The sequence below is a fragment of the Streptomyces sp. NPDC050546 genome, from assembly GCF_044457425.1.
Taxonomy (GTDB): Bacteria; Actinomycetota; Actinomycetes; order Streptomycetales; family Streptomycetaceae; genus Streptomyces.
Map to the genome: position 1 here is coordinate 268,918 of NZ_JBITGX010000003.1, position 24,316 is coordinate 293,233.

Annotated in this window: 25 protein-coding genes; 15 read left to right on the forward strand and 10 right to left on the reverse strand. The window is 71.4% G+C overall.

The features are described 5' to 3' along the window. The first annotated feature begins 2 nt into the window (after positions 1-2). The 4 genes from ACIBK5_RS09270 to ACIBK5_RS09285 all read left to right on the forward strand — a co-directional run bounded on the left by ACIBK5_RS09270 (position 3) and on the right by ACIBK5_RS09285 (position 5,270). The gene (locus ACIBK5_RS09270) at positions 3-773 is read left to right on the forward strand and encodes an SDR family NAD(P)-dependent oxidoreductase (RefSeq protein WP_399017776.1); all 771 of its coding nucleotides are present in this window, start codon (positions 3-5) and stop codon (positions 771-773) included. Between the two features lie 97 nt (positions 774-870). Then, entirely contained in the window at positions 871-1,989 is a 1,119-nt protein-coding gene (locus ACIBK5_RS09275; protein WP_399017778.1) for an LLM class flavin-dependent oxidoreductase, read from the forward strand. A 90-nt stretch (positions 1,990-2,079) separates the two neighbouring features. Then, positions 2,080-3,810, forward strand: coding sequence for an amidohydrolase family protein (locus ACIBK5_RS09280; protein ID WP_399017780.1), 1,731 nt, complete (start codon positions 2,080-2,082; stop codon positions 3,808-3,810). Further along, on the forward strand, positions 3,807-5,270 hold the full coding sequence (locus ACIBK5_RS09285) for an aldehyde dehydrogenase family protein (protein WP_399017782.1): 1,464 nt from the start codon (positions 3,807-3,809) through the stop codon (positions 5,268-5,270). The genes ACIBK5_RS09280 and ACIBK5_RS09285 overlap by 4 nt, the downstream gene beginning before the upstream one ends. 6 nt (positions 5,271-5,276) lie before the next feature. Here the strand turns inward: ACIBK5_RS09285 and ACIBK5_RS09290 are convergent, their stop codons facing one another. The 4 genes from ACIBK5_RS09290 to ACIBK5_RS09305 form a co-directional block, all read right to left on the reverse strand. Then, positions 5,277-5,669 (reverse strand): nitroreductase/quinone reductase family protein, encoded by a 393-nt coding sequence (locus ACIBK5_RS09290; RefSeq protein ID WP_399017784.1) that lies wholly within the window; start codon positions 5,667-5,669, stop codon positions 5,277-5,279. A gap of 118 nt (positions 5,670-5,787) precedes the next feature. Further along, positions 5,788-7,329, reverse strand: a complete 1,542-nt coding sequence (locus ACIBK5_RS09295) for a CehA/McbA family metallohydrolase (RefSeq protein WP_399017786.1) — start codon at positions 7,327-7,329, stop codon at positions 5,788-5,790. 137 nt (positions 7,330-7,466) lie between these two features. After that, on the reverse strand, positions 7,467-8,117 hold the full coding sequence (locus ACIBK5_RS09300) for a response regulator (RefSeq protein ID WP_399017787.1): 651 nt from the start codon (positions 8,115-8,117) through the stop codon (positions 7,467-7,469). Beyond that, the gene (locus ACIBK5_RS09305; protein ID WP_399017789.1) at positions 8,114-9,355 is read right to left on the reverse strand and encodes a sensor histidine kinase; all 1,242 of its coding nucleotides are present in this window, start codon (positions 9,353-9,355) and stop codon (positions 8,114-8,116) included. Before ACIBK5_RS09305 ends, ACIBK5_RS09300 begins: the two co-directional genes overlap by 4 nt. Before the next feature lie 132 nt (positions 9,356-9,487). Between ACIBK5_RS09305 and ACIBK5_RS09310 the strand changes: the two genes are divergently transcribed. The 6 genes from ACIBK5_RS09310 (at position 9,488) to ACIBK5_RS09335 (ending at position 15,147) form a co-directional block, all read left to right on the forward strand. Then, positions 9,488-10,186, forward strand: a complete 699-nt coding sequence (locus ACIBK5_RS09310) for a class I SAM-dependent methyltransferase (protein WP_399017791.1) — start codon at positions 9,488-9,490, stop codon at positions 10,184-10,186. Next, a complete protein-coding gene (locus ACIBK5_RS09315; protein ID WP_399017793.1) occupies positions 10,183-10,689 on the forward strand; it encodes a DedA family protein in 507 nt (168 codons plus the stop codon). The genes ACIBK5_RS09310 and ACIBK5_RS09315 overlap by 4 nt, the downstream gene beginning before the upstream one ends. Positions 10,690-10,755: 66 nt before the next feature. Beyond that, the gene (locus ACIBK5_RS09320; RefSeq protein ID WP_399017795.1) at positions 10,756-11,601 is read left to right on the forward strand and encodes an LLM class F420-dependent oxidoreductase; all 846 of its coding nucleotides are present in this window, start codon (positions 10,756-10,758) and stop codon (positions 11,599-11,601) included. 126 nt (positions 11,602-11,727) lie between these two features. Further along, on the forward strand, positions 11,728-12,186 hold the full coding sequence (locus tag ACIBK5_RS09325; protein WP_399017797.1) for an RICIN domain-containing protein: 459 nt from the start codon (positions 11,728-11,730) through the stop codon (positions 12,184-12,186). 125 nt (positions 12,187-12,311) lie between these two features. Continuing rightward, positions 12,312-12,518, forward strand: a complete 207-nt coding sequence (locus tag ACIBK5_RS09330) for a hypothetical protein (protein ID WP_399017798.1) — start codon at positions 12,312-12,314, stop codon at positions 12,516-12,518. Positions 12,519-12,561: 43 nt separating this feature from the next. After that, positions 12,562-15,147, forward strand: a complete 2,586-nt coding sequence (locus ACIBK5_RS09335) for a bifunctional FO biosynthesis protein CofGH (RefSeq protein ID WP_399017800.1) — start codon at positions 12,562-12,564, stop codon at positions 15,145-15,147. 4 nt (positions 15,148-15,151) lie between these two features. Here ACIBK5_RS09335 and ACIBK5_RS09340 read toward each other — a convergent pair whose 3' ends face one another. Both ACIBK5_RS09340 and ACIBK5_RS09345 read right to left on the reverse strand, forming a co-directional pair. After that, on the reverse strand, positions 15,152-16,564 hold the full coding sequence (locus ACIBK5_RS09340) for a hypothetical protein (RefSeq protein WP_399017802.1): 1,413 nt from the start codon (positions 16,562-16,564) through the stop codon (positions 15,152-15,154). 18 nt (positions 16,565-16,582) lie between these two features. After that, positions 16,583-17,053, reverse strand: a complete 471-nt coding sequence (locus ACIBK5_RS09345; protein ID WP_399017803.1) for a GtrA family protein — start codon at positions 17,051-17,053, stop codon at positions 16,583-16,585. A gap of 96 nt (positions 17,054-17,149) precedes the next feature. On the opposite strand from ACIBK5_RS09345, the gene ACIBK5_RS09350 reads away from it, so the two are divergent. Both ACIBK5_RS09350 and ACIBK5_RS09355 read left to right on the forward strand, forming a co-directional pair. Next, complete coding sequence (locus tag ACIBK5_RS09350; RefSeq protein ID WP_399017805.1) at positions 17,150-18,133, forward strand: glycosyltransferase family 2 protein; 984 nt, start codon at positions 17,150-17,152, stop codon at positions 18,131-18,133. 87 nt (positions 18,134-18,220) lie between these two features. Further along, positions 18,221-18,781 (forward strand): hypothetical protein, encoded by a 561-nt coding sequence (locus ACIBK5_RS09355; RefSeq protein ID WP_399017807.1) that lies wholly within the window; start codon positions 18,221-18,223, stop codon positions 18,779-18,781. 9 nt (positions 18,782-18,790) lie between these two features. On the opposite strand, the gene ACIBK5_RS09360 is transcribed toward ACIBK5_RS09355, so the two are convergent. Further along, positions 18,791-19,303 (reverse strand): DUF2165 domain-containing protein, encoded by a 513-nt coding sequence (locus ACIBK5_RS09360; RefSeq protein WP_399017809.1) that lies wholly within the window; start codon positions 19,301-19,303, stop codon positions 18,791-18,793. Positions 19,304-19,467: 164 nt separating this feature from the next. On the opposite strand from ACIBK5_RS09360, the gene ACIBK5_RS09365 reads away from it, so the two are divergent. The 3 genes from ACIBK5_RS09365 to ACIBK5_RS09375 all read left to right on the forward strand — a co-directional run bounded on the left by ACIBK5_RS09365 (position 19,468) and on the right by ACIBK5_RS09375 (position 22,621). After that, positions 19,468-20,397: an ABC transporter ATP-binding protein gene (locus ACIBK5_RS09365; RefSeq protein WP_399017811.1), complete on the forward strand. Its 930-nt coding sequence runs from the start codon at positions 19,468-19,470 to the stop codon at positions 20,395-20,397. Then, a complete protein-coding gene (locus ACIBK5_RS09370; RefSeq protein ID WP_399017813.1) occupies positions 20,394-21,245 on the forward strand; it encodes an ABC transporter permease in 852 nt (283 codons plus the stop codon). The genes ACIBK5_RS09365 and ACIBK5_RS09370 overlap by 4 nt, the downstream gene beginning before the upstream one ends. Before the next feature lie 116 nt (positions 21,246-21,361). Further along, complete coding sequence (locus ACIBK5_RS09375; RefSeq protein ID WP_399017815.1) at positions 21,362-22,621, forward strand: serine hydrolase domain-containing protein; 1,260 nt, start codon at positions 21,362-21,364, stop codon at positions 22,619-22,621. Here ACIBK5_RS09375 and ACIBK5_RS09380 read toward each other — a convergent pair. The 3 genes from ACIBK5_RS09380 to ACIBK5_RS09390 are packed head-to-tail and all read right to left on the reverse strand — an operon-like array spanning position 22,512 to position 24,210. Then, on the reverse strand, positions 22,512-23,198 hold the full coding sequence (locus ACIBK5_RS09380) for a hypothetical protein (RefSeq protein WP_399017816.1): 687 nt from the start codon (positions 23,196-23,198) through the stop codon (positions 22,512-22,514). The two genes, ACIBK5_RS09375 and ACIBK5_RS09380, sit on opposite strands and share 110 nt — an antisense overlap. Next, positions 23,195-23,401 carry a DUF397 domain-containing protein gene (locus ACIBK5_RS09385; RefSeq protein ID WP_399017818.1) on the reverse strand — a complete coding sequence of 69 codons (207 nt, stop codon included), beginning with the start codon at positions 23,399-23,401 and terminating at the stop codon, positions 23,195-23,197. Before ACIBK5_RS09385 ends, ACIBK5_RS09380 begins: the two co-directional genes overlap by 4 nt. Beyond that, entirely contained in the window at positions 23,398-24,210 is an 813-nt protein-coding gene (locus ACIBK5_RS09390; RefSeq protein ID WP_399017820.1) for a Scr1 family TA system antitoxin-like transcriptional regulator, read from the reverse strand. Before ACIBK5_RS09390 ends, ACIBK5_RS09385 begins: the two co-directional genes overlap by 4 nt. Between the last annotated feature and the right edge of the window lie 106 nt (positions 24,211-24,316).

Sequence of the window (24,316 nt, forward strand, 5' to 3'; positions counted from 1 at the left end):
CCATGGGCAAGCTCGACGGACGGGTCGTCATCGTCACCGGCGCCGCGCGCGGCCAGGGCGAGCAGGAGGCCAGGCTGTTCGCCGCCGAGGGGGCACGTGTGGTCGTCGCCGACGTACTGGACGACCAGGGCGAGGCCCTCGCGAAGGAGATCGGCGCCCGGTACGTCCATCTCGACGTGGGCCGGGAGGACGACTGGCAGGCCGCCGTAGCGGCGGCGAAGGAGGTCTACGGGCATGTCGACGGGCTCGTCAACAACGCCGGCATCCTGCGCTTCAACTCCCTCCTCGACACGCCCCTCGAGGAGTTCATTCAGGTCGTCCAGGTCAACCAGGTGGGCTGCTTCCTCGGCATCAGGGCGGTCGCCCCGGAGATGGCCGACGGGGGCACGATCGTCAACACCGCCTCCTACACGGGCCTGACCGGGATGGCGGCCGTGGGTGCCTACGCGGCGAGCAAGCACGCCGTTCTCGGGCTGACCCGGGTCGCCGCGCTGGAGCTGGCCGGGCGGGGGATACGCGTCAACGCCGTCTGCCCGGGCGCCATCGACACGGCGATGTCCAACCCGGCCCGGCTGGACCCGGACGCCGATCTCAAGGAGACGGCGAAGGGCGTCGACCGGCTCTACCGCAAGCTCGTGCCGCTGGGGCGGGTCGGGCAGCCGGAGGAGGTGGCCCGGCTCGCCCTGTTCCTCACCTCGGAGGACTCGTCGTACATCACGGGGCAGCCGTTCGTGATCGACGGCGGGTGGCTGGCCGGGGTGACCATTATCTGACGCACCGTCAGCTATTGACGCTCCCGGGGGCCGGTGGAACAGTCGGAGTCACGCATCTGACGGATCGTCAGAACTAGTACCGGGGCGGTGAACCTCCTTGGAATTCGGCATCTTCGTACAGGGATACGTCGGCAAGCGGGCCGAGACCGACCCGCTCGCGGAGCACAAGGCGCTGATGGAGGAGACCGAGTACGTCATCCAGGCGGACAGGTCCGGCTTCAAGTACGCCTGGGCCTCCGAGCACCACTTCCTGGAGGAGTACTCGCACCTCTCCGCCAACGACGTCTTCCTCGGGTACCTGGCGCACGCGACCGAGCGGATCCATCTCGGCTCGGGGATCTTCAACCCGCTCGCCCCGGTCAACCACCCGGTGAAGGTCGCCGAGAAGGTCGCCATGCTCGACCATCTCAGCGAGGGGCGGTTCGAGTTCGGCAGCGGGCGGGGCGCCGGGTCGCACGAGATCCTCGGGTTCCTGCCGGGCATCACCGACATGAACCACACCAAGGAACTCTGGGAAGAGACCATCGCCGAGTTCCCGAAGATGTGGCTCCAGGACGAGTACGCCGGCTTCCAGGGCAAGCACTGGTCGCTGCCGCCGAGGAAGATCCTGCCGAAGCCGTACGGGAAGTCCCACCCGGCGATGTGGTACGCGGCCGGGTCGCCGCCGTCGTACGCCATGGCCGCGAGGAAGGGGCTCGGCGTGCTCGGCTTCAGCGTGCAGAAGGTCTCCGACATGGAGTGGGTGCTGGAGCAGTACAAGTCGGCGATCGTGGACGCGGAGCCGGTGGGTGACTTCGTCAACGACAACGTGATGGTGACGACCACGGCGATCTGTGCGCCGACCCATGCGGAGGCCGTGCGGATCGCGGCGAGCGGCGGGCTGCACTATCTGCCCTCGCTGGTGTTCCGGTACCACGACACGTTTCCGCGGCCCGAGGGATTTCCGGTGTGGCCCGAGACGCTGCCGGAGTACACCGAGGAGTTCGTGGAGGTGCTCATCGAGGAGGAGCTGCTGATCTGCGGGGATCCGGACGAGGTGCGTCGGCAGTGTGAGCGGTGGGAGCGGGCCGGGGCGGATCAGTTGAGCTTCGGGTTGCCGGTGGGGGTGCCGAAGGAGGAGACGTTGCAGACGATCCGGCTGGTCGGGGAGTACGTGATTCCCAAGATCGATACGGATCCTGTGCATCGGACTTCGCGGTTCCGCGGTGCTGCCTGATCGCCGTTGGCGGGTGCGGGTGCGTCGTGGCTTGTCGCGCAGTTCCCCGCGCCCCTGAGAAGGCAACGGACTCAAGGGAGTTGAGTGCTCATGCTCGATCACGTCATCAAGGGCGCGACCGTCGTGGACGGGACCGGTGCGCCCGGCTTCACCGCCGACATCGGTATACGGGACGGTCGTATCGCTGCCATCGGGACGACAACCGAAGAGGCGAGGACCACCGAGGACGCTACCGGCCTCGTCCTCGCGCCCGGGTTCGTCGATCCGCACACCCACTACGACGCCCAGCTCTTCTGGGATCCGTACGCCACGCCCTCGCTCAACCACGGTGTCACCACCGTCGCGGGCGGGAACTGCGGGTTCACGCTCGCGCCGCTGAACCCCGACCGCCCCGAGGACGCCGACTACACGCGCCGCATGATGTCCAAGGTCGAGGGCATGGCGCTGGTGGCGCTGGAGGAGGGGGCGCCGTGGAGCTGGCATTCCTTCGGGGAGTATCTGGACGCCCTGGAGGGGCGGATCGCGGTCAACGCCGGGTTCATGGTGGGGCACTGCGCGCTGCGGCGGTATGTGATGGGGCCGGAGGCGGTGGGCGGGCAGCCGAGTGCGGAGCAGCTCGCCGAGATGGTGCGGTTGCTGCGCGAGGCCATGGACGCCGGGGCGTGGGGGTTCTCCACCACCCAGTCGACCAGTCACTCGGACGGCGACGGGCGGCCGGTCGCCTCGCGGCACGCGGGGCCGGCCGAACTGCTGGCACTCGCGCGGGCCGTCGGTGAGCACGAGGGCACACAGATCGAGGCGATCGTCGCGGGCTGTCTGGATCAGTTCAGCGACGCCGAGATCGATCTGTTCGTGGAGATGAGCGCGGTGGCGGGGCGGCCGCTGAACTGGAACGTGCTGACGGTCGACGCGTCCGTTCCCGAGCGCGTGCCCCGGCAGCTCCTCGCCAGCGAGCAGGCGCGGAAGGCGGGCGGCCGGGTCGTGGCGCTGACCATGCCGATCCTCACGCCGATGAACATGTCACTGGGTACGTTCTGCGCGCTCAATCTCATCCCCGGATGGGGTCCGGTGCTCGCGCTGCCCGTGCCCGAGCGGATCGAGAAGCTGCGCGATCCGGACGTGCGGGCGGAGCTGCTGCGCCGGGCCACCTCCAAGGAGGCGGGCGTCTTCCGGCGGCTGTCGAACTTCGGGCGGTACGTCATCGGCGACACCTACAGCGACGCGAACGCCGGGCTGACCGGGCGCGTGGTGAAGGACATCGCCGAGGAGCGCGGCCAGGAGCCCTTCGAGTGCCTGGTGGAGATCTGCGCCGCCGATGAACTGCGTACCGTGCTGTGGCCGATGCCGACCGACAACGACCCGGCGTCCTGGGCGCTGCGGGCGGAGACCTGGCAGCACGAGGACGTGCTGCTCGGCGGGTCCGACGCGGGCGCCCATCTGGACCGGATGTGCGGGGCGCCGTACACGACCCGGTTCCTCGGGGACTGTCTGCGGGGCCGGAAACTGGTCGGTCTGGAGCAGGCGGTGCGGATGCTGACCGACGACCCGGCCCGGCTCTTCGGCCTGCGGGAGCGGGGGCGGGTGCGGGAGGGCTGGCACGCGGACCTCGTCCTGTTCGACCCGGAGCGGATCGACGCGGGCCCGGCCACCCTGGTGCACGATCTGCCGGGTGACAGCCCCCGGCTGGACTCCCGGGCGCTGGGTGTACGGGCCGTGTGGGTCAACGGGGTCGAGGCGATCCGGGACGACGTGGTGACGGGCGCCGTACCGGGGCGCGTGCTGCGCTCGGGCCGGGACACGGAGACGGTGAGCACCAGGTGACGACAGGGGCGACGGCACGCCAGGTGTTGTTCGTCGGCGGTTCCTGGGCGGAGCCGGACGGTGGGCACTACGCGGTGATCGACCCGGCGACCGAGGAGACCGCCGGGTGGGCGCCGGAGGCCTCGCGGGACCAGGTGCTCGCGGCCTGTGCCGCGGCCCGCGAGGCCTTCGGGCCGTGGTCACGGACCTCGCCGGAGGAACGGGCGGCGGTCCTCGGCCGGGCGGCGGACGTCATCCGGGAACGTCTCGTGCCGTACGCGGAGCTGGCCCGGGCGGAGACCGGCGCGACCACGGCCACCGCACGCGCCATGCAGGTCGGGGTCGCCGCCGCCCGCTTCCGGCGCTACGCGCGCGTGGAGCCCGCCGAGTGGGCGATCCCGCCCCAGATCAACGAGGCCGGACCCATGGGCAGGGCGGGTGTGATGGGCGCGTTGGCCGTCCGTCAGCCCGTCGGGGTCGTCACCTGCGTCACCTCGTACAACAACCCCTGGGCCAACGCGGCAGGCAAGGTCGCCCCGGCCCTGGCCATGGGCAACACGGTGGTGGTGAAACCCGCCCCGCAGGACCCGCTGTCGGTCTACCGGATGGCGGAGGCGCTTCAGGAGGCGGGCGTGCCGCCGGGCGTGGTGAACGTGGTCAGCGGATCGCGTACGGAGGTCGGCGAGGCGGCCGTGGGGTCGCCGGACGTCGACATGGTCAGCTTCACCGGCTCCACGGCCGTCGGGCAGCGCATCGCCGAGGTGTGCGGGCGCGGTATGAAACGGCAGTTGATGGAGCTGGGCGGCAAGGGCGCGGCGATCGTCTTCGACGACGCGGACCTCGGCTCGGCCGTGGCCGGGATCGGGACCACCTTCTCCTTCTACAGCGGCCAGATCTGCACGGCACCGACGCGGGTGCTGGCGCAGCGCGGCGTCTACGACCGGCTGGTGGATCAACTTGCCGTCTACGCCCGGCGTTTGAAGGTCGGGCACCCCGGCGAGCCGGACACCGTCGTCGGGCCGGTGATCTCGGCGGCGCACCGGGACCGCGTGGAGTCGTACGTCGAACTGGGCCGCAAGGAAGGCGCGGTGGTCGTGGTCGGCGGCGAACGCCCTGCCCTCTCCCCGGGCTTCTACATCGCCCCGACCCTCCTCGCCGACTGCACCAACGACATGCGCGTGGCCCGCGAGGAGATCTTCGGCCCGGTCGTGGCCGTCATCCCCTTCGACGACGAGGAGGAGGGTGTGGAACTGGCCAACGACACCGACTACGGCCTCATCGACTACGTCTGGTCGGGGGACGTGGCCCGCGCCTTCCGGGTGGCCCGGCGACTGCGGGCCGGCGGGGTCGGGGTCAACACCGTCGGCCGCAACATGGAGGCACCCTTCGGAGGCTTCAAGAGGAGCGGGGTCGGCCGGGACGTCGGCTCCTACGCCCTGCACGCCTACAGCGAGGTGCAGGCGATCGTGTGGCCGGGGTGACGTCTCTCAGGTGTCCAGATCCACCCGCACCGTCAGCAGGTTCGTGCCGAACGCCCGCACTCCCAGGCCGTTGAGGCGGGGCAGTCGCCGTAGCCGGGTCACCGGGTCGTCGTCCGGCATCAGCCGGGCGGTTCCCGTGTGCCAACGTCCCCGGACCCGTACCCGTACCCGCGGATCGGCCTTGATGTTGCGGATGTACTGCGACCGTTCGCCGAACTCCGACACCAGCCAGAAGGTGTCGCCGACGCGCCGCCCGCCCACCGGTGTCTGCCGGGGCAGCCCGGAGACGCGGCCCCTGGTCTCGATGACCGTCTGGAGGGGGAGGCGGCGCAGGAGTGGATTGATGCGGCGCTGGAAGGCGGTGGCGGCGCGGAACCTGGCGTCGGCGAGGCGGGACATCGTCAGCGGACTCCTTCGCACATGACTGCGGGCAGGGGGTACATCTGATCACCGCTCCAGACCGGCCACCACCGGCGCGACGGTCCGGGCGCCGAGCCCGGACCGTCGCAGAACGTCGCTAACGCCCCAGGAAAACCGGGTTCGTGAACGCGGCCAGCGGCCCGGGGATCGGCCCCGCCGCCGCCTCGTGCCGTACCTCGGCCCGTACGTACGCCGCGTAGGACGGCGTCGAGCGCCACTCCACGACCCCCGCACCCGCCACCGGCAGCGGCGCGCTCGTGTGCACCACGCCCTGGTCGGTGACGAAGCGGACCGTGCAGCGCGGGGCGCCCGTGACCTCCAGGCGGACGGTGACCGGGGTGTCGCGGCCGACGGTGAGCCGCTCGCCGATGCCGGCGTGTTCGCCGCGCCCGCCGGACGCCCGGAAGGACAGCGAGACCCTGGCGGACTCGGCGACGTAGGACCGCCCCGCCCGGATGCCCTCCTGGATCGCCTCCCGGGTCAGGTCGTCGGCCAGGACGACCGTCTGGGGGCTGCCGACGGGGTCCGGGTCGCGGTGGGCGTCGCTGCTGCCCATCGCCGGGATCCAGCCGCGTTCGCCCCGCACCGACGCCACGAGCATGCTGTCCCAGTCGGCCAGCGTCACCTCGTCGTCGGGCGTGTAGGGGCCGTTCCACACCTCCACCGCGTCCGCCTCGCCGAAGCCGAACTTCCAGTTGCAGCCGACGCAGGTGGCGTGCGGATGGGCCGGCACGACCAGGCCCCCGGCGCGGCGGATCTGGCGGGCGAACCGGCCGAAGCGGTTGTCGCGGGCCCGGTAGCGCCAGTCGACGAAGGTGCCGGGGTCGGTGCCGATCGCCACCACGTGACCGTTCCGCGTGGTGATCTCCTCGCCCAGCATGACCAGCAGGTCGTCCCCGGCCACCTCCGCCCAGTGCGCGTGCGCCGAGTGCGTGTTGTGCTCGGAGGAGTTGATGAAGTCCAGTCCCGCGGCCCGCGCCAGGGCCCCGATCTCGGCGGGAGTGCGGCGGCCGTCGGAGTACCAGGAGTGCAGATGGCAGTCGCCCCGGTACCAGGCACGCCCCCGCCCCCTGGCCCGCTCGGGCGGATACACCGGCCGGACGGCCTCGCCCGGCTCGCCGTACGTCAGCGTGATCGTGATCTCGTACGACAGGCCCTGCGGGGCGACCGTGTACGGGCCGAGCGCGATGTGCCACGTGCCCTCGCGCACCGGGCCCGGGAGGTAGCCGGGCGTCGCGTCGTCGGCGCGGACGAAGAACTCGGTACGTGCGCCGCCCGACCAGCCCCTGAAGCCCCGGCCGCCGAGATCGGTGCCCCGGTCGTCGAAGATGCCGATGTCGAGGGCGTTGCCCGTCGTGCCGGCCGGGACGGACGGACGGTCGTAGGTGTAGGAGACCTTGATCTCCCGGACCCCGGCCGGGACCTCGACGGGCACGTACACGAAGTCGGGGGAGCCGGGCGGCAGCGTGCCGCGCAGCGTCCTGCTCTCCTGACCGCCCTCGGCGGCTGCGGCGAAGCTCACGCTTCCCAACGTAAGCGCGGCGGCTGCTCCCGTCACGAACAGAGCCCGCCGGGCGAGCCCGCCCCGGCCGTCCTCGTGGCTGTCCTCGTGGTGGTCCTCGTGGTGGTCCTCGCACATGCTGCTGCTCCCAAGGTGTCGTCGGTGACGTGGCATGGGTGGTGCGCGTGGTGCGTGCAACCGTTGTATTCAGCCGTGAACCGCCGGGCAAGGGAAGGGAATTGGACGGCGGGGAACAGGAGAACAGGTCGCCGGGGTCAGGCCGTCAGCCCCGCGTCGCGGGCCAGCAGGGCCGCCTGCACCCGGTTGGTGACCTCCAGCGCGGTGAGGATGCGGCTGACGTGGGCCTTGACGGTGCTCTCGCGCATGCCGAGCCGGGCGGCGATGTCGGCGTTGGTCTCCCCCTGGGCGAGCAGGGCCAGCACGTCGCGTTCCCGGGGAGTGAGCCGGTCGAGCCCGGCCCGGGCGGCGGTCGCCTGCGGCCCGCCCGACCGGTGGTAGCGGTCGATGAGACGGCGTGCGGCGCTGGGGTGGAGCATCGCCGAGCCGGCGGCGACGAGGTGGACGGCGCGCAGGATCTCGGCCGGATCGGTGTCCTTCAGCAGGAAGCCGTCGGCCCCGGCCGCGAGGGCGTCGTAGACGTACTCGTCGAGATCGAAGGTCGTCAGCGTGATCACCCTCGGCGGGTGGGGCAGGGCGCGCAGCCGGGCGGTGGCCGTGATGCCGTCCATGCGGGGCATGCGTACGTCGACCAGGGCGACGTCGACGCGGTGCGCGGTGGCCTGTTCGACGGCGTGCAGTCCGTCGGACGCCTGGGCGACGACCTCGATGCCCGGGTCCCCGTCGAGGAGGTCGGCCAGGCCCAGGCGGACGAGGGCGTCGTCGTCGGCGATCATGACGCGGATCATGCGGGGGTGCCGTTCTGGTCGGGGGGCTTGGAGGACTCGGAGGGCTCGGAGGTCGCGGAATTCGCGGAGGACTCGGAGGCCGCGGAAGACTCGTGGGACTTGGTGGACTCGGCGAGCGCCGGGGAGGGGTGGGGGATACGGGCCGCCAGTCGCCAGCTGCCGGCCCCGCCCGGGCCCGCGTGCAGATGGCCGCCGAGGGCGGTGACGCGTTCGCGCAGACCGACCAGCCCGAAACCGGAGGCGACGGCGTGCACGGCCGGGCTGCCGGGCGCGTTGGTGACATCCACGGTGGTGGCGGGCGGCAGGTAGCCGAGGTGGATGCGCACCGGGGCACCCCCGGCGTGCTTACGGGCGTTGGTCAGCGCCTCCTGGACGAGGCGGTAGACGGCCAGCCGGTGCGCGGCCGGAGCCTGCTCGGGCCGGCCCTCGACCCGCAGCTCGGCCCGTTGTCCCGCTGTCCGCGCCTGCTCGACCAGCTCGTCCACATCGCGCAGGACGGGGACGGGAGCGGCTTCGGCGCGCTCGGCCCCGGGATCGCGCAGGGCCCCGAGAATGTCGCGGAGATCGGCCAGGGCCTCGGTGGAGGCGGTGCGCAGCAGGGTCAGACGGGCCGCGACCGGCTCGGGCAACTGCTCGTTCCTGGTCGTCAGGACGCCGGTGTGCAGGGCGATCAGGCTCAGCCGGTGCGCCAGTACGTCGTGCATCTCCGCCGCGATCCGGGACCGTTCGGCGGACCGGGCCGCCTCCTCGCGCAACTCCCGCTCGATCCGCAGATGCTTGACCTGGTCGCCCAGCGCCTCCAGCAGCCGCCGGCGACTGCCCGCCCACATCCCGCCCACCAGGGCCAGCAGCACGAACAGGGTGGAGCCGTACTGCTGTGGGGTCCACAGCGAGATCGCCGGAGGGATGAGCAGGTTGGCGCTCAGCGCGGCCCCGGCGCAGCCCGCCGCCACCCGGGCCCGCCGGTGCGCCGACAGGTCGAACAGCGCGACGAGCAGCAGCGGCAGCAGCGGCCACCCCCACAGCCCGGTCGCCACGGTGGCCGGCACGGCCGACGCGTACCAGGGCGACCGGCGCACCAGCAGGGCCAGTCCGCACAGCACGGCCAGGACGGTGGATGGCGTCAGATACCGGCCGCCGGCGGTGGAGGCGCTGTTCAGCACGGCGAGGGCGGTCAGCAGCACGACCAGGCACCAGCGCCCGCAGGTGCTCCACCGGAAGCTTTCTCTCCGTATCACTCCCGGGATCCTAGGCGGGCCCGGCAGGCCGGTCGTCCGACCCCGGTCTCATGCGACCCCCTACTTTCGTAGGGGAGGACGGCCGCACAAGGAGTGATCTCCGGGCGTGGCCTCGTTCCTAGCGTCGAAACCATGGATCTACGCACCATGGACTGGACGTTCCTCACCGAAGCGGCACGCGATCCGCGCACCACCGGCGCCGTCGCCCCCAGCGGGCGGGCCCTGGCCCGGGCGCTGACCGAACCGGTGCGCACCCTGGCCCCTCGGCCGCTGACCGTTCTGGAGGCGGGGGCCGGGACCGGCGCGGTCACCCGCGCCCTCATCCACCGGCTGTCCCCGGGCAGCCGTCTGGACGTCGTCGAGGCCAACCCGCGCTTCGCCGACCGGCTGTGCCGGCTCGTCGACACCCACCCCCGGCTGGCGGGCGAGCCCGAGCGGGTCCGGGTGCACCGCTCCTACGTCGAGGACCTGCCCGGCGCGGGCCGCTACGACGTGATCGTCGCCGGCCTGCCCCTGACCAACTTCACCCCCGACCGGGCCGACGCGATCATGGCCCGCCTGCTGGAGCTGCTGCACCCGGGCGGCACCCTGACCTACTTCGCCTACCTGGGCACCGGGCAGGCCCGCACCCTGCTCTCCTCCCGTGCCGAGGCCCGTCGGCACCACGCCGTCCAGGAGGTCATGGACGGCTACCAGCGTCGCTACGCCACCGGCCGCTGGTCGGTGTGGGCGAACCTTCCTCCGGCCAGGGTCTGGCAGCTGCGGAGCCCGCTCCGTGACGCGCAGGACATGCGAGACGAGCCGTACGCGGTCGTCGGAGCCGGCCGGTGACCGTCCCCTCGGACCTTCTCGGCCAGGTCTCCGCCACCGCCGCCTACGCGGTGCTGGTGGCCGCGGTCCTGGCCGAGTCCGTGCTGCTGGTCGGCGCCTTCGTCCCCACGCTCGGCCTGCTGCTGGCGGCCGGGGCGCTGGCCCGAACCGGACATCTGAGCCTGCCCCTCGTCATCGGTGCCGCCGCCGTCGCGGCGGTGGCCGGCGACTTCCTCGCCCACCGCACCGGTGCCCTGCTCGGCGACCGCCTGCGCACGGGGCGCCTGGGCAGCCGGGTCCCGGCCGCCGCCTGGCGGAACGCCGAGGACCTGATGGACCGCCGCGGCGGCCGGGCCGTGTTCCTGGCCCGCTTCGTCCCGGTGCTCCGCACCCTCGCCCCGCACCTCGCGGGCGCCACCCGCCTTCCCTACCACCGCATCGCCCCCTACAGCGGTGCCGCCGCGGCCCTGTGGGCCACCGCCGAGGCCGGAAGCGGCTTCGCGGCGCTCGCGACGGTCGTGTGAGTGCCGACGGATGAAGCCCGACCGGTTGGTATGGACGACTGGGTCACCCTCGGGTAGAGATAGGCCATGCGTATCGCCGTAACGATCTTCCTCACCGACGAGACGATCACCCCCACCCGGCTCGCCCGCGAGCTGGAGGGACGCGGTTTCGCCGGGCTGTATCTGCCCGAGCACACGCACATCCCCGTCGAGCGGACCACTCCGTGGCCGGCGGGCGGCGAGCTGCCGCGCGAGTACGGCCGTACCCTCGACCCGTTCGTGGCGCTCGGCCAGGCCGCCGCCGTCACCGAGCGGCTCGGTCTCGGCACGGGCATCACGCTCGTCGCCCAGCACGATCCGATCGACCTGGCCAAGCAGGTCGCGACCCTGGACCACCTCTCCGGCGGCCGGTTCACCCTCGGGGTCGGCTTCGGCTGGAACGTCGAGGAGGCCGCCGACCACGGCGTACGGTGGCGCACGCGGCGCGAGCTGGGCCGGGACCGGATGGCGCTGATGCGGGCGCTGTGGTCGGAGGAACCGGTCGCGTACGAGGGGGAGTTCGGCAGCGTCCGGGCCAGTCACGCGCACCCCAAGCCGGTGCGGAAGCCGCGCGGCCCGGTCGTGGGTCCGCGCACGCTGCTCGGCGGTGCCGCCGGGCCCAAGCTGTTCGCCCACATCTGTGAGTACGCCGACGGCTGGCTGCCCATCGGCGGCCGCGGCCTCTCCGAATCCCTGCCCAGGCTGCGCACCGCCTGGACCGAGGCGGGCCGCGACCCCGAGGCCCTCCAGGTCGTCCCCTACGCCGTCCACCCGACCCCGGGCAAGCTCGCCCACTACGCCGGCCTCGGCATCGAGGAGGTCGTGGTGCAGTTGCCTCCGGCGGGCGAGGCGGAGGTGCTGAAGGCGGTGGACGCGTACCAGGAGTACCTCTGACAACTCCCCTGCCAGGGAGGCGAGTTCACCGCTTGTGGAACAGCTGTACAGGTGTGTCCGCTCCGGCCTCTCCGAGGCCGTGGCTGGGTAGCCCCTGGGCGGAACTCACCGACCGGAGGGGGACTCATGAATCTGACCAGGCTGGCCGCCGTGGGTGCGGTCGTCGGGCTCGCGTTGGGCCTGAGCAGTGCGCCGGCGAGCGCGGCACCGAGGACCAGCGCCTTCGAGAACCAGGCGCCGGCAGGGGCGTGCCTGGACTTCCGGGCCGACTACGGCCCGTACGTCTTCAACTGCAACGGCACCGACTACCAGAAGTGGCACTGGAACGACGAGATCCGGCTCACCGCGCTCCGGCAGGTGGCCACGAAGCTCTGCCTCACCCTGCGCAACGGCGAGCTGACCATGAAGCCCTGTGCCGCCGCCGACGAGGCCGCGCTGTGGTCCGTCGACACGCAGTCACCCGGGGGTGCGCTGATCCAGAACAACGTGAACCACAAGTGCCTCGCGCGCGGGGCGAACGACCGTGTCTCCACGGCGTTGTGCACCGGCGGCCCCTCCCAGCGCTGGCTCGTCTGGGCCGCCTAGCCGCCGGACCGGAGCGATTATTAGGCTCCGGGTGAGAAGACCGGGTGGAGCACCGGTGCGCGACTGACCATCGCGGCCGACAGGTGTGACCCCGCCCGGTTCGGAGTCGCCCACGGGGGAGCGTCATGAGATTCGCCTGGTTGTCCTGGCTTGTCCGTCATTTCAGTGAATACGGCTACAGCCAGGGGCTGTTGCGGGCGGCGATCGGCACGCTGGCCGTGCTCGTGACCGCCGCGCTGGTCTGGTTCGCGCTGCACCGCAACAGGCCGGCGGCCGTGGTCGCCGCCGGGCTCACCTCCGCCCTGGGCATCGGCTGGCTGGCCTTCCACTGACGGGGCTCACCCGGGTTGATCAGCGCACTCGTATGCTCGAAGGATGACGACTTCCGCGACCTCCGGAACGGGACCCACCGAGAACTCCATGCGTCGCGCCCTGAAACGGGCCAGGGACGGCGTCTCCCTCGACGTCGCCGAGGCGGCGGTGCTCCTCCAGGCCCGGGGTGGGCAGCTGGAGGACCTGTCGGCCTCGGCCGCCCGGGTCCGGGACGCCGGTCTGGAGGCGGCCGGCCGGCCCGGTGTCATCACGTACTCGAAGAGCGTCTTCATCCCCCTGACCCGGCTGTGCCGGGACAAGTGCCACTACTGCACGTTCGTCACCGTCCCCGGCAGGCTGCGCCGCGAGGGCCACGGGATGTTCATGTCCCCGGACGAGGTCCTGGACATCGCCCGCAAGGGCGCCGCCCTCGGCTGCAAGGAAGCCCTCATCACCCTCGGCGACAAGCCCGAGGACCGCTGGCCCGAGGCGCGTGAGTGGCTCGACGCGCACGGCTACGACGACACCCTCGCCTACGTACGGGCCATCTCCATCCGGATCCTGGAGGAGACGGGCCTGCTGCCCCACCTCAACCCGGGCGTCATGAGCTGGACCGACTTCCAGCGTCTGAAGCCGGTGGCCCCGTCGATGGGCATGATGCTGGAGACGACCGCGACCCGGCTCTGGTCGGAGCCGGGCGGTCCCCATCACGGCTCTCCCGACAAGGAGCCCGCCGTGCGGCTGCGGGTGCTGGAGGACGCCGGGCGTTCGTCCGTCCCCTTCACCAGCGGGGTCCTGATAGGCATCGGGGAGAACTACGAGGAGCGCGCCGAATCGCTGTTCGCGCTGCGCAAGGTGACCCGGGCCTACCACGGCGTCCAGGAGCTCATCATCCAGAACTTCCGCGCCAAGCCGGACACGGCCATGCGCGGCATGCCCGACGCGGAACTGGACGAACTGGTCGCCACGGTGGCCGTCGCCCGGCTGCTCATGGGCCCGTCGGGCTGCATCCAGGCCCCGCCCAACCTCGTCGACGACGAGTACGAGCGGCTGATCGGGGCCGGTATCGACGACTGGGGCGGGGTGTCCCCGCTGACCATCGACCACGTCAACCCCGAGCGCCCCTGGCCGCAGATCGAGCAGCTCGCCGAGAAGTCCCGGGCCGCCGGCTTCGAGCTGCGGGAACGCCTCTGCGTGTACCCGGAGTTCGTACGGCGCGGCGAGCCCTGGCTGGACCCGCGGCTGCGCCCGCACGTGGCGGCGCTGGCCGACCCGGAGACCGGTCTGGCCCGCCCCGACGCGCAGCCGCAGGGCCTGCCGTGGCAGGAGCCGGAGGAGGTCTTCACGGCCTCCGGCCGCACCGACCTGCACTCCGCGATCGACACCGAGGGCCGTACCTCCGACCGCCGGGACGACTTCGACGAGGTGTACGGCGACTGGGGCGCCCTGCGCGAGGCCGCCGCCCCGGGCATGGCACCGCAGCGCATCGACACCGACGTACGCGAGGCCCTGCGCACCGCGGCCGACGACCCCACGCGGCTCACCGACGACGAGGCGCTGGCCCTGCTGCACGCGGACGGCCCCGCGCTGGACGCCCTCGCCCGGGTCGCCGACGACGTACGCAGGTCGGCCGTCGGCGACGACGTCACCTACATCGTCACCCGCAACATCAACTTCACCAACGTCTGCTACACCGGCTGCCGCTTCTGCGCCTTCGCCCAGCGCCGCACGGACGCCGACGCCTACACCCTCTCCCTGGACCAGGTCGCCGACCGGGCCCAGCAGGCGTGGGACGTCGGCGCGGTGGAGGTCTGTATGCAGGGCGGCATCCACCCGGACCTGCCCGGCACGGCGTACTTCGACATCGCGAAGGCGGTGAAGGAACGCGTCCCGGGCATGCATGTGCACGCCTTCTCGCCGATGGAGGTCGTCAACGGCGCGACCCGCACGGGCATGTCGATCCGCGAGTGGCTGACCGCCGCCAAGGAGGCGGGTCTGGACACCATCCCGGGCACGGCCGCCGAGATCCTCGACGACGAGGTCCGCTGGATCCTGACCAAGGGCAAGCTGCCCGCCGCCGACTGGATCGAGGTCGTCAGCACGGCCCACGAGCTGGGCATCCGCTCGTCCTCGACGATGATGTACGGGCACGTCGACCAGCCCCGCCACTGGCTGGGGCACCTGCGCACCCTCGCGGGTATCCAGCAGCGCACGGGCGGCTTCACCGAGTTCGTGACGCTGCCGTTCGTGCACACCAACGCGCCGGTGTACCTGGCCGGGATCGCCCGCCCGGGCCCCACCATGCGGGACAACCGCGCGGTCACGGCCATGGCCCGGCTGCTGCTGCACCCGCACATCCCCAACATCCAGACCAGCTGGGTGAAGCTCGGCACCGAGGGCGCGGCCGAGATGCTCCGCTCCGGCGCGAACGACCTCGGCGGCACGCTGATGGAGGAGACGATCTCCCGTATGGCGGGCTCGTCGTACGGCTCGTACAAGTCGGTCAAGGACCTCATCGCGGTGGCGGACGCGGCCGGGCGTCCCGCCAAGGCCCGGAACACCCTCTACGGGGAGGTCCCCGAGGAGCGGCAGCGGGCGGCGGCGGCCTCCGACGGCCATCTGCCGGAGCTGCTGCCGGTGCTCGACTGACGCTCTACCGGCCCCCGGTGTCCGCCGGCTGATGTGCCGTCACGGCACGGTCGGCGGCGGCGCCGGGGCTCTTCGGCGGCGGGGGAGCCGTGCCCCGGCCCAGCCAGAACAGCAGCAGGCCGAGGGAGCAGGCGATCGCCGGCCAGTAGACGTAGCGGAAGTCCGTCGCGGGCATGATCGGCAGATAGCCCAGGATGTAGGCCGCCGAGCTGATGCCCAGCGCCCGGACCGGCATCGAGAACACGCCCTTGCCCGGGCGGACGGCCAGCACCAGCGCCACGGCGAGCCAGAACCAGCCCCGGAACAGCCACCGCAGGTCCCCGGCCACACCGTCGACGTAGGTGCCGAGCATGTCCTCCAGGCGGGGATGCGCCACCTCGATGCCCAGGTCGTTGCGGGTGATCCCCGCCTTGTAGTGATAGCCGGTGTCGAACAGCAGACTCGCGAAGAGCCGCAGCCGGTACTGGAGATAGCCGGGGACGTGCCCGCTCATCTCGTCCAGCCACAGGGACGTGATCTCGCCCGAGTCCCCGCGCAGCCCGTCCGCCGGGCGGGCGTAGCAGGCCCAGTAGGCGTCCGACAGGGCGCCGACGCGTCGGCACTCCTCGGCGGCTGACACCAGCCGGTCCCTGAGGCCGGGTGACACGTCCGCCGACCGGAGTTCGTCCACCCTCAGGACGTGGACCAGGTCGTCGAGCATGATCTGCGCGCCCTGCTTCGTCTCCAGGGGCCGGGCGAACAGGGAGATGGCTGCGGCCGGTACGACCAGGGCGGCCACGAGCGCCGCCGAGCACATCACCCACGTACGGCGTCCGGGAGCGCGCCACAGCGCCAGGACCAGCAGGACGAAGACGGGAATCGCGGCGAAGAAGGCGTTCTTGCGCACCAGCATGGCGTACGCGAGGAACAGCACGCCCAGCCCGAGCAGCCCCCACCGCAGGGCGGGGCGGCGCAGGTCCCGGTCCCGCAGCCGCAGCCCGGTGAACGCGACCGCGCACGCGGCGAGCAGCGCGAACGCCGCGTGGACGTCCTTCCACACCACTCCGACGAACGTCAGCACGAAGGGGGTCAGCCCGAGACCGAGCACGGCGAGCGAACCGGCGCGCCTCCCGGTCAGCGCCCACACGCACCAGGACAGCACTCCCAGTGCGCCCCAGAAGATGAGGCACTGGAGGACGAGCATCGACGCGATCGAGCCGGTCACGGCGATCAGCGCACGCCACACCAGACTCAGCACGGGCGGGTGCCAGTCCGTCAGGGGCAGCTTTCCCTCGGCCTGCCTGAGCTGGTCGAGACTGTCGGGGCTCAGATAGCCGGGGGCGAAGACGAGGATCGTGCCCAGGCAGCAGACGGCGGCGACGGCGGCCAGTACCCAGACCCAGCGCTGCACACGCGGCATCCATCCCATTTGTCCCATAAGTCGGATGCTAACGGCTCAGGGTGCGACGAAGACGTAGCGCCGATAGGCGTAGAAGCGGAACAGGGTCGCGAGCACCCAGCCGAAGATCCGGGCGGTGTTGTCGCTGAGCGCCGAGTCGAGCCCGAGCAGCTGCCGGGAGGCGAAGACCGTGCCCGCGGTGATGGCGAGCCCGACTCCGTTCGCCACCAGGAACAGGACGAGTTCGTGGGTCACCTTCTCGCGGTGCTGGTCACGGTAGGTCCAGTAGCGGTTCCCGACCCAGCTGAAGAGCGCGGCCGCCGCCGTCGCGATGACGGACGCCTGCACCGGGGAGGCCCGCAGCGGCCCGCCCTGCGCGCCGCCGGGCAGGCCGAAGACCAGCAGGTTGTAGCCGCCGTTGTCCACGACGAAGGCCAGGGCCCCGATGACGCCGAACTTGGCGGCCTCCCGCCAGATGCCCTTGACGGCGTCACGCGCGCGCAGCGCGGCAGATGCGAGGACCGGCACACGGTGAGCGTAACGACCCGGCGCGCCCTCACCACCCAGACCCGCCCATATCGCATGATTTTCGTCATATTCGGTACCGGTCCGGGAGGAGCAGCCGTGCAACCGACGATCGCGTGTGTCGTGCCGTGCCACAACGAGGAGGCGGCCATCGGCAAGGTGGTCCGCGACCTGCGGGCGGCCCTCCCCGAGGCCGTCGTCTACGTGTACGACAACGCCTCCACCGACCGCACGGTGGAGATCGCCCGGGAAGCGGGCGCGATCGTCCGGGAGGAGCCCCGCAAGGGCAAGGGCAATGTCATCCGGCGTGCCTTCGCCGACGTCGACGCCGACGCGCTGCTCCTGATCGACGGTGACGACACCTATGACGCCGCACGCGCCCGGGACCTGGTGGACCTGCTCTTCGAAGGGCCCTACGACCAGGTCGTCGGCGCCCGCCGGGTGACGGTCGACGGGGCCTACCGGGCGGGACACGCGGCCGGCAACAAGCTGCTCACCGGGGCCGTGCGGTCCCTGTTCGGCAACGACGTGACCGACATGCTCAGCGGCTACCGGGTCTTCTCGCGGCGCTTCGTGAAGTCCTTCCCGGCGCTGGCGAGGGAGTTCGAGACGGAAACCGAGATGACGATCCACGCCCTCCACCTCCGCCTCCCCACCGCCGAGGTCGTCGTGGACTACCGGGAACGGCCCGCCGGCGGCCAGAGCAAACTCCGCACCTACCGGGACGGCTGGCGCATCCTGCGGGTCATCCTCGACCTGGCGCGACGCGAGCGCCCCTCGCTCGTCCACACCGTGGTCGCGGGCGTGCTGGCCCTGGTCTCGGTCATCCTCGGCATCCCCGTCATCGCCGACTTCGTCGAGACGGGCACCGTGCCCCGGGTCCCCACGGCCATCCTCGCCGCCGCCATCATGACCATCGCGGCGCTCGTCCTGCTCGTGGGCTACATCCTCGAGTCCCTCATGCACATGCGCCAGGAACAGTCCCGGCTCGTGCACCTCTCCTACCCGGCCCCGGCCCGCGCGCCCCACTACACGGCCCACGGCGCCGGCACCGGCCCGGTACCGGTCCGCAAGACCCCCTGAGGCCGCCGGGAGAGGGGCATGCTCGCAGTACGATGATCGGGCCCCCGATGTCCGTGCGGGGTCCCGTGACTGAGGAGATGCGTGCCCGTGCCTGCCCGACTTCCTTCGTGGGCCTGGACGACCGGGCTGACCGTGGGAGCGATAGCCGCGGTGACGGTCCTGGCCGTGCAGGCGGACCGGGGCCCGCACCCCACCGCCACCTCGGCCAAGCCGAGCAGCGCGGCGTCGGCGGGCGTGCGGCCCACCCCCTCCGCGTCCGTCCCGACCCGGGTGCCCGACGGCTCCGGCACCGGCAGGCGCGTCGTCTACTCACTCGGCGAGAAGCGGGTGTGGCTGGTCGACGCGAGCGAGGGCAGCCGCCGTACGTTCACGGTCTGGCCGGGCACGGTCAGCCCCGACCCCGGCTCGTACACGGTGTCGTCGCGCAACGAGGGCACGACCGGCTCGGACGGCGTCCAGATCGAGCACATCCTGTACTTCGCCGCGCAGGACGGTGTCTCCGTCGCCTTCTCCAACGCGGTCGACGGGGCATCGCCGCCGCCCGCCGCCTCCGGCACGAAGACGGGCGGGGTCCGGATGCGGAAGGCGGACGGCACGGCACTGTGGGCGTTCGGCACGGTCGGTACGACCGTGGCGGTCGTCAAGTAGAGGTCGTGGTCAGGTAGCGGGAGTCTGCGTCCCCCGGTCCGGCAGCTGGTTGACGATCAGCACGACACCGCTGAACAGGAAGACCCGGGTCGCCGCGTCCAGCCCGTTCCAGCTCTTCGACTGCCACATCGAGAACCACTCGCCGCCGATCCCGATGAACCCGGCCCCGAACAGCAGCATCACCATCAGCAGCCCGTACGTCGACAACTGCCGGGCACGTTGCTGATCGCGTCTGGCCCACAGCCAGCTCCCGGCTATGAGGGCGAACGCGGCGACGGTCTCCCACGCGATGATCGCGATGTAGGCGGCGTCCTGAAGGGTTTCGCTCGTGACGGCCCGCCACATCAGGTCCTCGTCCTTGAACGTGGTGTCCATGGCCAGCACATGCCGGACGAACTGCTGGTTGGTGCCGAAGTCGGTGATGTTCCCGAAGGCGACGAGCGCCATGTAGAGGGCGATGGTGGCGGTGAGCAGCATGGCGGCAAGAGGCAGCACGCCGCGTGAAGTTGGGGAGGTGGCCATGCCGATCATTCTCCCCGGAGGCCGGGGCGGGCGCGACACCTCGAACCGACCCTGCTCAGCGCCGACTTGGTTACTCAGCCGCACGAACGCTCGGTAATGTGTTGGTCAAGGGAGAGCCCGACCGGGCTGCTCCCGGCGCACACAAGTCGCCCGGGGGGACGCGGATGACGAACACTCACGCCTTGGCCGAGGTCGGGAGCGGCAGCCCGCCACCGGACGGCGACGCCGTCATCGCCGTACGCGATCTGCGCATGCGCTACCGCAGCCATGACGTGCTGAAGGGCGTCGGGTTCACGGCCCGGCGAGGCGAAGTGGTCGTGCTGCTCGGACCGAACGGCGCCGGCAAGACGACCACCATCGAGGTCCTGGAAGGCTTCCGGATGCGCTCGGACGGTGACGTGACCGTCCTCGGCACGGATCCGGCTCGCGGGGACGAACGGTGGCGGGCGCGCCTGGGCATCGTCTTGCAGTCCTGGCGGGACCACGGCAAGTGGCGGGTGCGGGAACTGCTGGCCCATCTCGGCTCGTACTACGCGCCCTACTCCACCGTCACCATGCGGCGCCCGTGGGACGTTGCCGAACTCCTGGCCGCAGTGGGGCTGACCGAGCAGGGGGACAAGCGGGTCGGGACGCTGTCCGGCGGGCAGCGCAGGCGTCTCGACGTGGCCATCGGCATCGTCGGCCGGCCCGAGCTGCTGTTCCTGGACGAGCCGACGGCCGGTCTGGACCCGGAGGCCAGGAACGAGTTCCACGGCCTGGTGCGCGGTCTCGCGGACGAGAACACCACGGTCCTGATGACCACGCACGACCTCGCCGAGGCGGAGAAGCTCGCCGACCGGATCCTCATCCTGGCCGGTGGCCGCATCGTGGCCGACGGCTCGGCCGAGGAACTGTCCCGGCAGGCGTCGGCCGAGGCCACGGTGCGCTGGACGCTGGACGGACGGTCCTTCGAGGAGGCGACGGCAGAGCCCACCCCGTTCGTCCGTGAGCTGTTCCAGGAGCACGGCGAGGCGATCGGCGGGCTGGAAGTGCGCCGGGCGAGCCTGGAGGACACCTACCTGACGATGGTGCGAGAGCTGGAGGCATCCCGATGAGCCCGGTGTGGCACGCGGCCGGAGCAGGAGTCCGGCGCGGCTGGACGGAACTCCGGCAGACCTTCACCACCGGCCAGGACGTGTTCGGCTACGTGCTCTGGACGGTCCTGCTCATGGTGCCGCTGTTCCTGCTCAGGGACGATCCGCTGAAGGGCGCGGGTATCTCGACCGGCGCGTTCATGCTGCCGAGCATGCTGGGGATGACACTCGCGTTCACCGGCATGATGACCACGGCGCAGCTGCTCGCCACCGAGCGGGAGGACGGCACGCTGTTGCGGGCCAAGGCCGTGCCCCACGGCATGGTCGGTCACCTGGTCGGCAAGATCATCATGGTGTCGGGTACGGCCTTGGCCTCCATGGCACTTCCCTTCGCCGCCGGCATGTTCCTGGTGGACGGGGTCGCCCGGCAGGGCGGCGGAGCGTTGCTGACGCTGCTGTGGGCGATCCCGCTGGGACTCCTGGCCACCCTCCCGATCGGAGCCGTCATCGGCTCGCTCGTCAACAGCCCGCGCACCGTCGGATTGCTGATGCTCCCGGTGATGGGACTCGTCGTGATCTCCGGTATCTACTTCCCGCTGTCGGAACTGCCCGAGTGGCTGCGGACCGTCGGGCAGATCTTCCCCGTGTACTGGGTCGGCCTCGCTCTGCGCTCCGCACTGCTGCCGGCCGACGCGGTCGCCGCCGAGATCGACGCGTCCTGGCGGCTTCTGGAGACAGCGGGTGTCCTGGGCGTGTGGACGGTCGCCGGTCTGCTCCTCGCCCCGAGTGTCCTGCGCAGAATGGCCCGCCGCGAGTCGGGGGCCGCCATGGCGGAACGGCACCGGAAGGCGATGCAGCGGGTCGGTTAGCGTCCCGCCGCGAACTCGCGCTGAAGCAGGAACGCGATGGTGTACATGGGGCCACCCCGGAGACGGAGGACAGCCGGAGCGAGAATCACCGCCCCTCCCCCGTAGCGTCCTGAGCCATGAAGATCCCTGCCTTACTCCTGGCCCTTCTCGCAGGCGTCGGTGTCACCGCCCCGGCGGCAGCCGCGGCACCCCGGGACTGCGGCGCTCCTCCGGGACTGCGACACGCACTGGACCAGCTCACCGGGAGACACCGACTCGCCGGAGCGGCGGTCGAAGTGGCCGACCCGGAGTGCGGCCGGTGGACCTACGCCGCCGGCCAGGCCGACCTTCGCACCGGACGGCCGATGAGCGCCCAGGACCGTCTCCGTATCGGCAGCATCACCAAGACGTTCACGGCTGCCGCGGTCCTGCAACTCGCGGACAGGGGACGCCTTTCTCTCGACGAGTCCGTGGACCACTATCTCCCCGGACTCGTCCGCGACAACGGCTACGACGGCCGCCGCATCACCGTCCGGCAGCTTCTCCAGCACACCAGCGGACTGCCCGACCACAGCGACTCGCTCGCCGGTGCCGACATCGACTGGCTGCGCCATCACCGGTTCACACCCCGGGAACTGGTGAAACGGGCACTGGAACTGCCGCCCCCCAAAGGCCCGTGGCACTACTCCACCACGAACTACATCCTGGCCGGCCTCGTCATCGAAAAGGTCACGGGCCACTCGGCGGAAACGGAGATCTCACGCCGGATCACCAAGCCACTGAAACTGCGCGACACCTACTGGCCCGGCAACTCCGAGCACATCCGAGGCCGCCACTCCCGCAGCTACTTCACGACCGAGCGCGACGGAACGACCGAGCGCGTGGACGGCACCGAGTGGAACACCTCGGCGGGTGGTGTGGGCGGCGCACTGATCTCCACGCCCCGGGACGTGAACAAGTTCTTCGCGGCCCTGCTGAACGGGCGTCTGCTCTCCGGCCCCCGGCTGGCCGAGATGCGGAGCACGGTGCCGGGCGACCCTGACCGACTCGGCCCGGACGGCCGCTACGGACTGGGCCTGATCACCTCGCCCCTGTCCTGCGGAGGCCAGTGGACCGGCCACACCGGCTCCGTACGGGGCGGCCACAACAACCTCGCAGCCGTCGCCCCCGACGGCCGTCAAGTGACCCTCGCCATCAACGAGTCCCCGACCACCGACGCGAGCACCACGGCCCTCATCGCAGCGGTCGACACGGCACTCTGCGCCAATCGCGCATCCGCCCCAGGGATCAGTGCACGCGTTCCCCGCACTCCGCCGGAAGCAGGGTGGCGCCGGACGGCAGGCCACCCGGAGGCCGCCCCGGCACCCGCAGGCATGCCTCGCCGGAGCCGTCCGTAGGCGGGTACTCGAGGGCAACGCCGTCCAGGACGGTGAACTCACAGGCAAGGTGCAGTTCCGCCGCCTGCGGGCCATCCGGGAAGCAGCCTGCCAAAGCTCCGAAGACTGCCGTGTCATCGCCGTCGTCAACGCACTCCCGGACCTCGAAGCGCCAGTGCTCGGCGGCATCGGCGAGCAGCGCCTTGCCCCTCTTGCCCAGCCCGGCAAGGAGAACGGTGCGGGCACGCAGGTGCTGGGCGATGGCGCAGCAGATCGGGTCCGCTGTGCCGTGCGGTGTCGTCACCCGCGTGTACCCGGCGTGGGGGTAGCACGACAGGGCCTCGTCGAGCAGCCCCAACGCGGTGTCCCTTGCCGCCGGGTGACCCTGCTGGACGATGTCCAGAAGCAGCGGCGCCGCGACGGCGGCCGCTGGGAACACCGCGGCACTGTGGCCGTGGACGATTCCGCCACCGCCGAGCAGCGAGCCGGCCTCGGCTGCCTGTACCAGGTTCGCCGCATCCGCCAGGGCGCTTAGGCCCTCGGCGACCCGAGCCGGTTCGTACCAGCGGGGATGGCCCGGTATGGCGCCCCAGTTCACGCCGTCGCTCTCCCAGCCGCAGCAGCGCGCATCTGCCCCAGGAACTCGGACCAGGCGTCTCCGGTGAACGCCAGCCGGGCGCCGTTCTTGTTCTTGGAGTCGCGGATGTGGATGGTGGGGGTGGATATGGCGACCTCGACGCAGTCCGGCCCGTCGTTGCCGCTGTAGCTGCTCTTGACCCAGGTCAGAGGGGTGGGCGTCATGTCTCTTCTCCCAGCACTTTTTCGATGAAGGTCAGCGACTCGCGGGGCGAGAGGGCCTGCGCCCGGATCATGCCATAGCGCATATCGAGGACTTGGACGTCCTTCGGATCGCTGATCACCCGGTCGTAGAGCTGGCTCTCCGTGTGGCCGAGTGCCTTGCCGTCCTGGAGCTTCAGCAGGCGGAACGAGCCCATCACGGACGCGTGGTCCTCCCGGTTCATGGGCATCACCTGGATCTCGACGTGCCGCAACCCGGCGATCTCCAACAGGTGTTCGAGCTGTCGGCGCAGCACCATTCTGCCTCCGAAGGGCCGCCGAAGTGTCATCTCTTCCTGGACAAAGGTGACCAGCGGCCGCGGGACCCGATCGAAGACGGCCTTCCGTGCCATCCGCGCTGCCACGTGGCGCTCGATGTCGTCCTCCGCGTAGGCCGGCCGCCGCATCGCGTACAGCGCCTGGGCGTACTCGGGCGTCTGCAGCAGCCCGTGGACGTGCAGGGCCGCGTATGCGCCGAGTTCGACGGCCTGGTCCTCCAGCTTGGCCAGGTCCCGCACGGTCTTCGGATACCGAGCCTTCTCCACGTCCTCCTTCATCGCGGAGAGCTTGCCGCCCGCGCCGAGCACCTCGTCGGCCTTGTCGAGAAAGTCCGGCTTGGGAACGCGCCGCGCCCGTTCCACGGACGAGACCATCTCCTCCCCGTACCCGATGGCCGCCCCCAACTCCGCCTGCTTCAGCCCGGCCGCCTCGCGCCACATCCTGATCTGCCGTCCGACCGTCCTGAGCACGGCCGCCGCTTCCTCGTCCTCCACGCCTTCCCCTCCTGACGTACCAGCCGTACGACCCCGTGAGGTGTCCGGACAGTCACGCTCCGTACCGGGGTCATTGCTGTTCAGGGTAGGGACGGACGACCACGCT

What these genes read in the sequence shown, in the direction of transcription:
- ACIBK5_RS09270 (WP_399017776.1), top strand. Translation starts at nt 3, where the DNA reads ATGGGCAAGCTCGACGGACGGGTCGTCATCGTCACCGGCGCCGCGCGC.
- ACIBK5_RS09280 (WP_399017780.1), top strand. Translation starts at nt 2,080, where the DNA reads ATGCTCGATCACGTCATCAAGGGCGCGACCGTCGTGGACGGGACCGGT.
- ACIBK5_RS09290 (WP_399017784.1), bottom strand. Translation starts at nt 5,669, where the DNA reads ATGTCCCGCCTCGCCGACGCCAGGTTCCGCGCCGCCACCGCCTTCCAG.
- ACIBK5_RS09295 (WP_399017786.1), bottom strand. Translation starts at nt 7,329, where the DNA reads ATGTGCGAGGACCACCACGAGGACCACCACGAGGACAGCCACGAGGAC.
- ACIBK5_RS09300 (WP_399017787.1), bottom strand. Translation starts at nt 8,117, where the DNA reads ATGATCCGCGTCATGATCGCCGACGACGACGCCCTCGTCCGCCTGGGC.
- ACIBK5_RS09310 (WP_399017791.1), top strand. Translation starts at nt 9,488, where the DNA reads ATGGATCTACGCACCATGGACTGGACGTTCCTCACCGAAGCGGCACGC.
- ACIBK5_RS09320 (WP_399017795.1), top strand. Translation starts at nt 10,756, where the DNA reads ATGCGTATCGCCGTAACGATCTTCCTCACCGACGAGACGATCACCCCC.
- ACIBK5_RS09325 (WP_399017797.1), top strand. Translation starts at nt 11,728, where the DNA reads ATGAATCTGACCAGGCTGGCCGCCGTGGGTGCGGTCGTCGGGCTCGCG.
- ACIBK5_RS09330 (WP_399017798.1), top strand. Translation starts at nt 12,312, where the DNA reads ATGAGATTCGCCTGGTTGTCCTGGCTTGTCCGTCATTTCAGTGAATAC.
- ACIBK5_RS09335 (WP_399017800.1), top strand. Translation starts at nt 12,562, where the DNA reads ATGACGACTTCCGCGACCTCCGGAACGGGACCCACCGAGAACTCCATG.
- ACIBK5_RS09340 (WP_399017802.1), bottom strand. Translation starts at nt 16,564, where the DNA reads ATGGGACAAATGGGATGGATGCCGCGTGTGCAGCGCTGGGTCTGGGTA.
- ACIBK5_RS09360 (WP_399017809.1), bottom strand. Translation starts at nt 19,303, where the DNA reads ATGGCCACCTCCCCAACTTCACGCGGCGTGCTGCCTCTTGCCGCCATG.
- ACIBK5_RS09365 (WP_399017811.1), top strand. Translation starts at nt 19,468, where the DNA reads ATGACGAACACTCACGCCTTGGCCGAGGTCGGGAGCGGCAGCCCGCCA.
- ACIBK5_RS09370 (WP_399017813.1), top strand. Translation starts at nt 20,394, where the DNA reads ATGAGCCCGGTGTGGCACGCGGCCGGAGCAGGAGTCCGGCGCGGCTGG.
- ACIBK5_RS09375 (WP_399017815.1), top strand. Translation starts at nt 21,362, where the DNA reads ATGAAGATCCCTGCCTTACTCCTGGCCCTTCTCGCAGGCGTCGGTGTC.
- ACIBK5_RS09385 (WP_399017818.1), bottom strand. Translation starts at nt 23,401, where the DNA reads ATGACGCCCACCCCTCTGACCTGGGTCAAGAGCAGCTACAGCGGCAAC.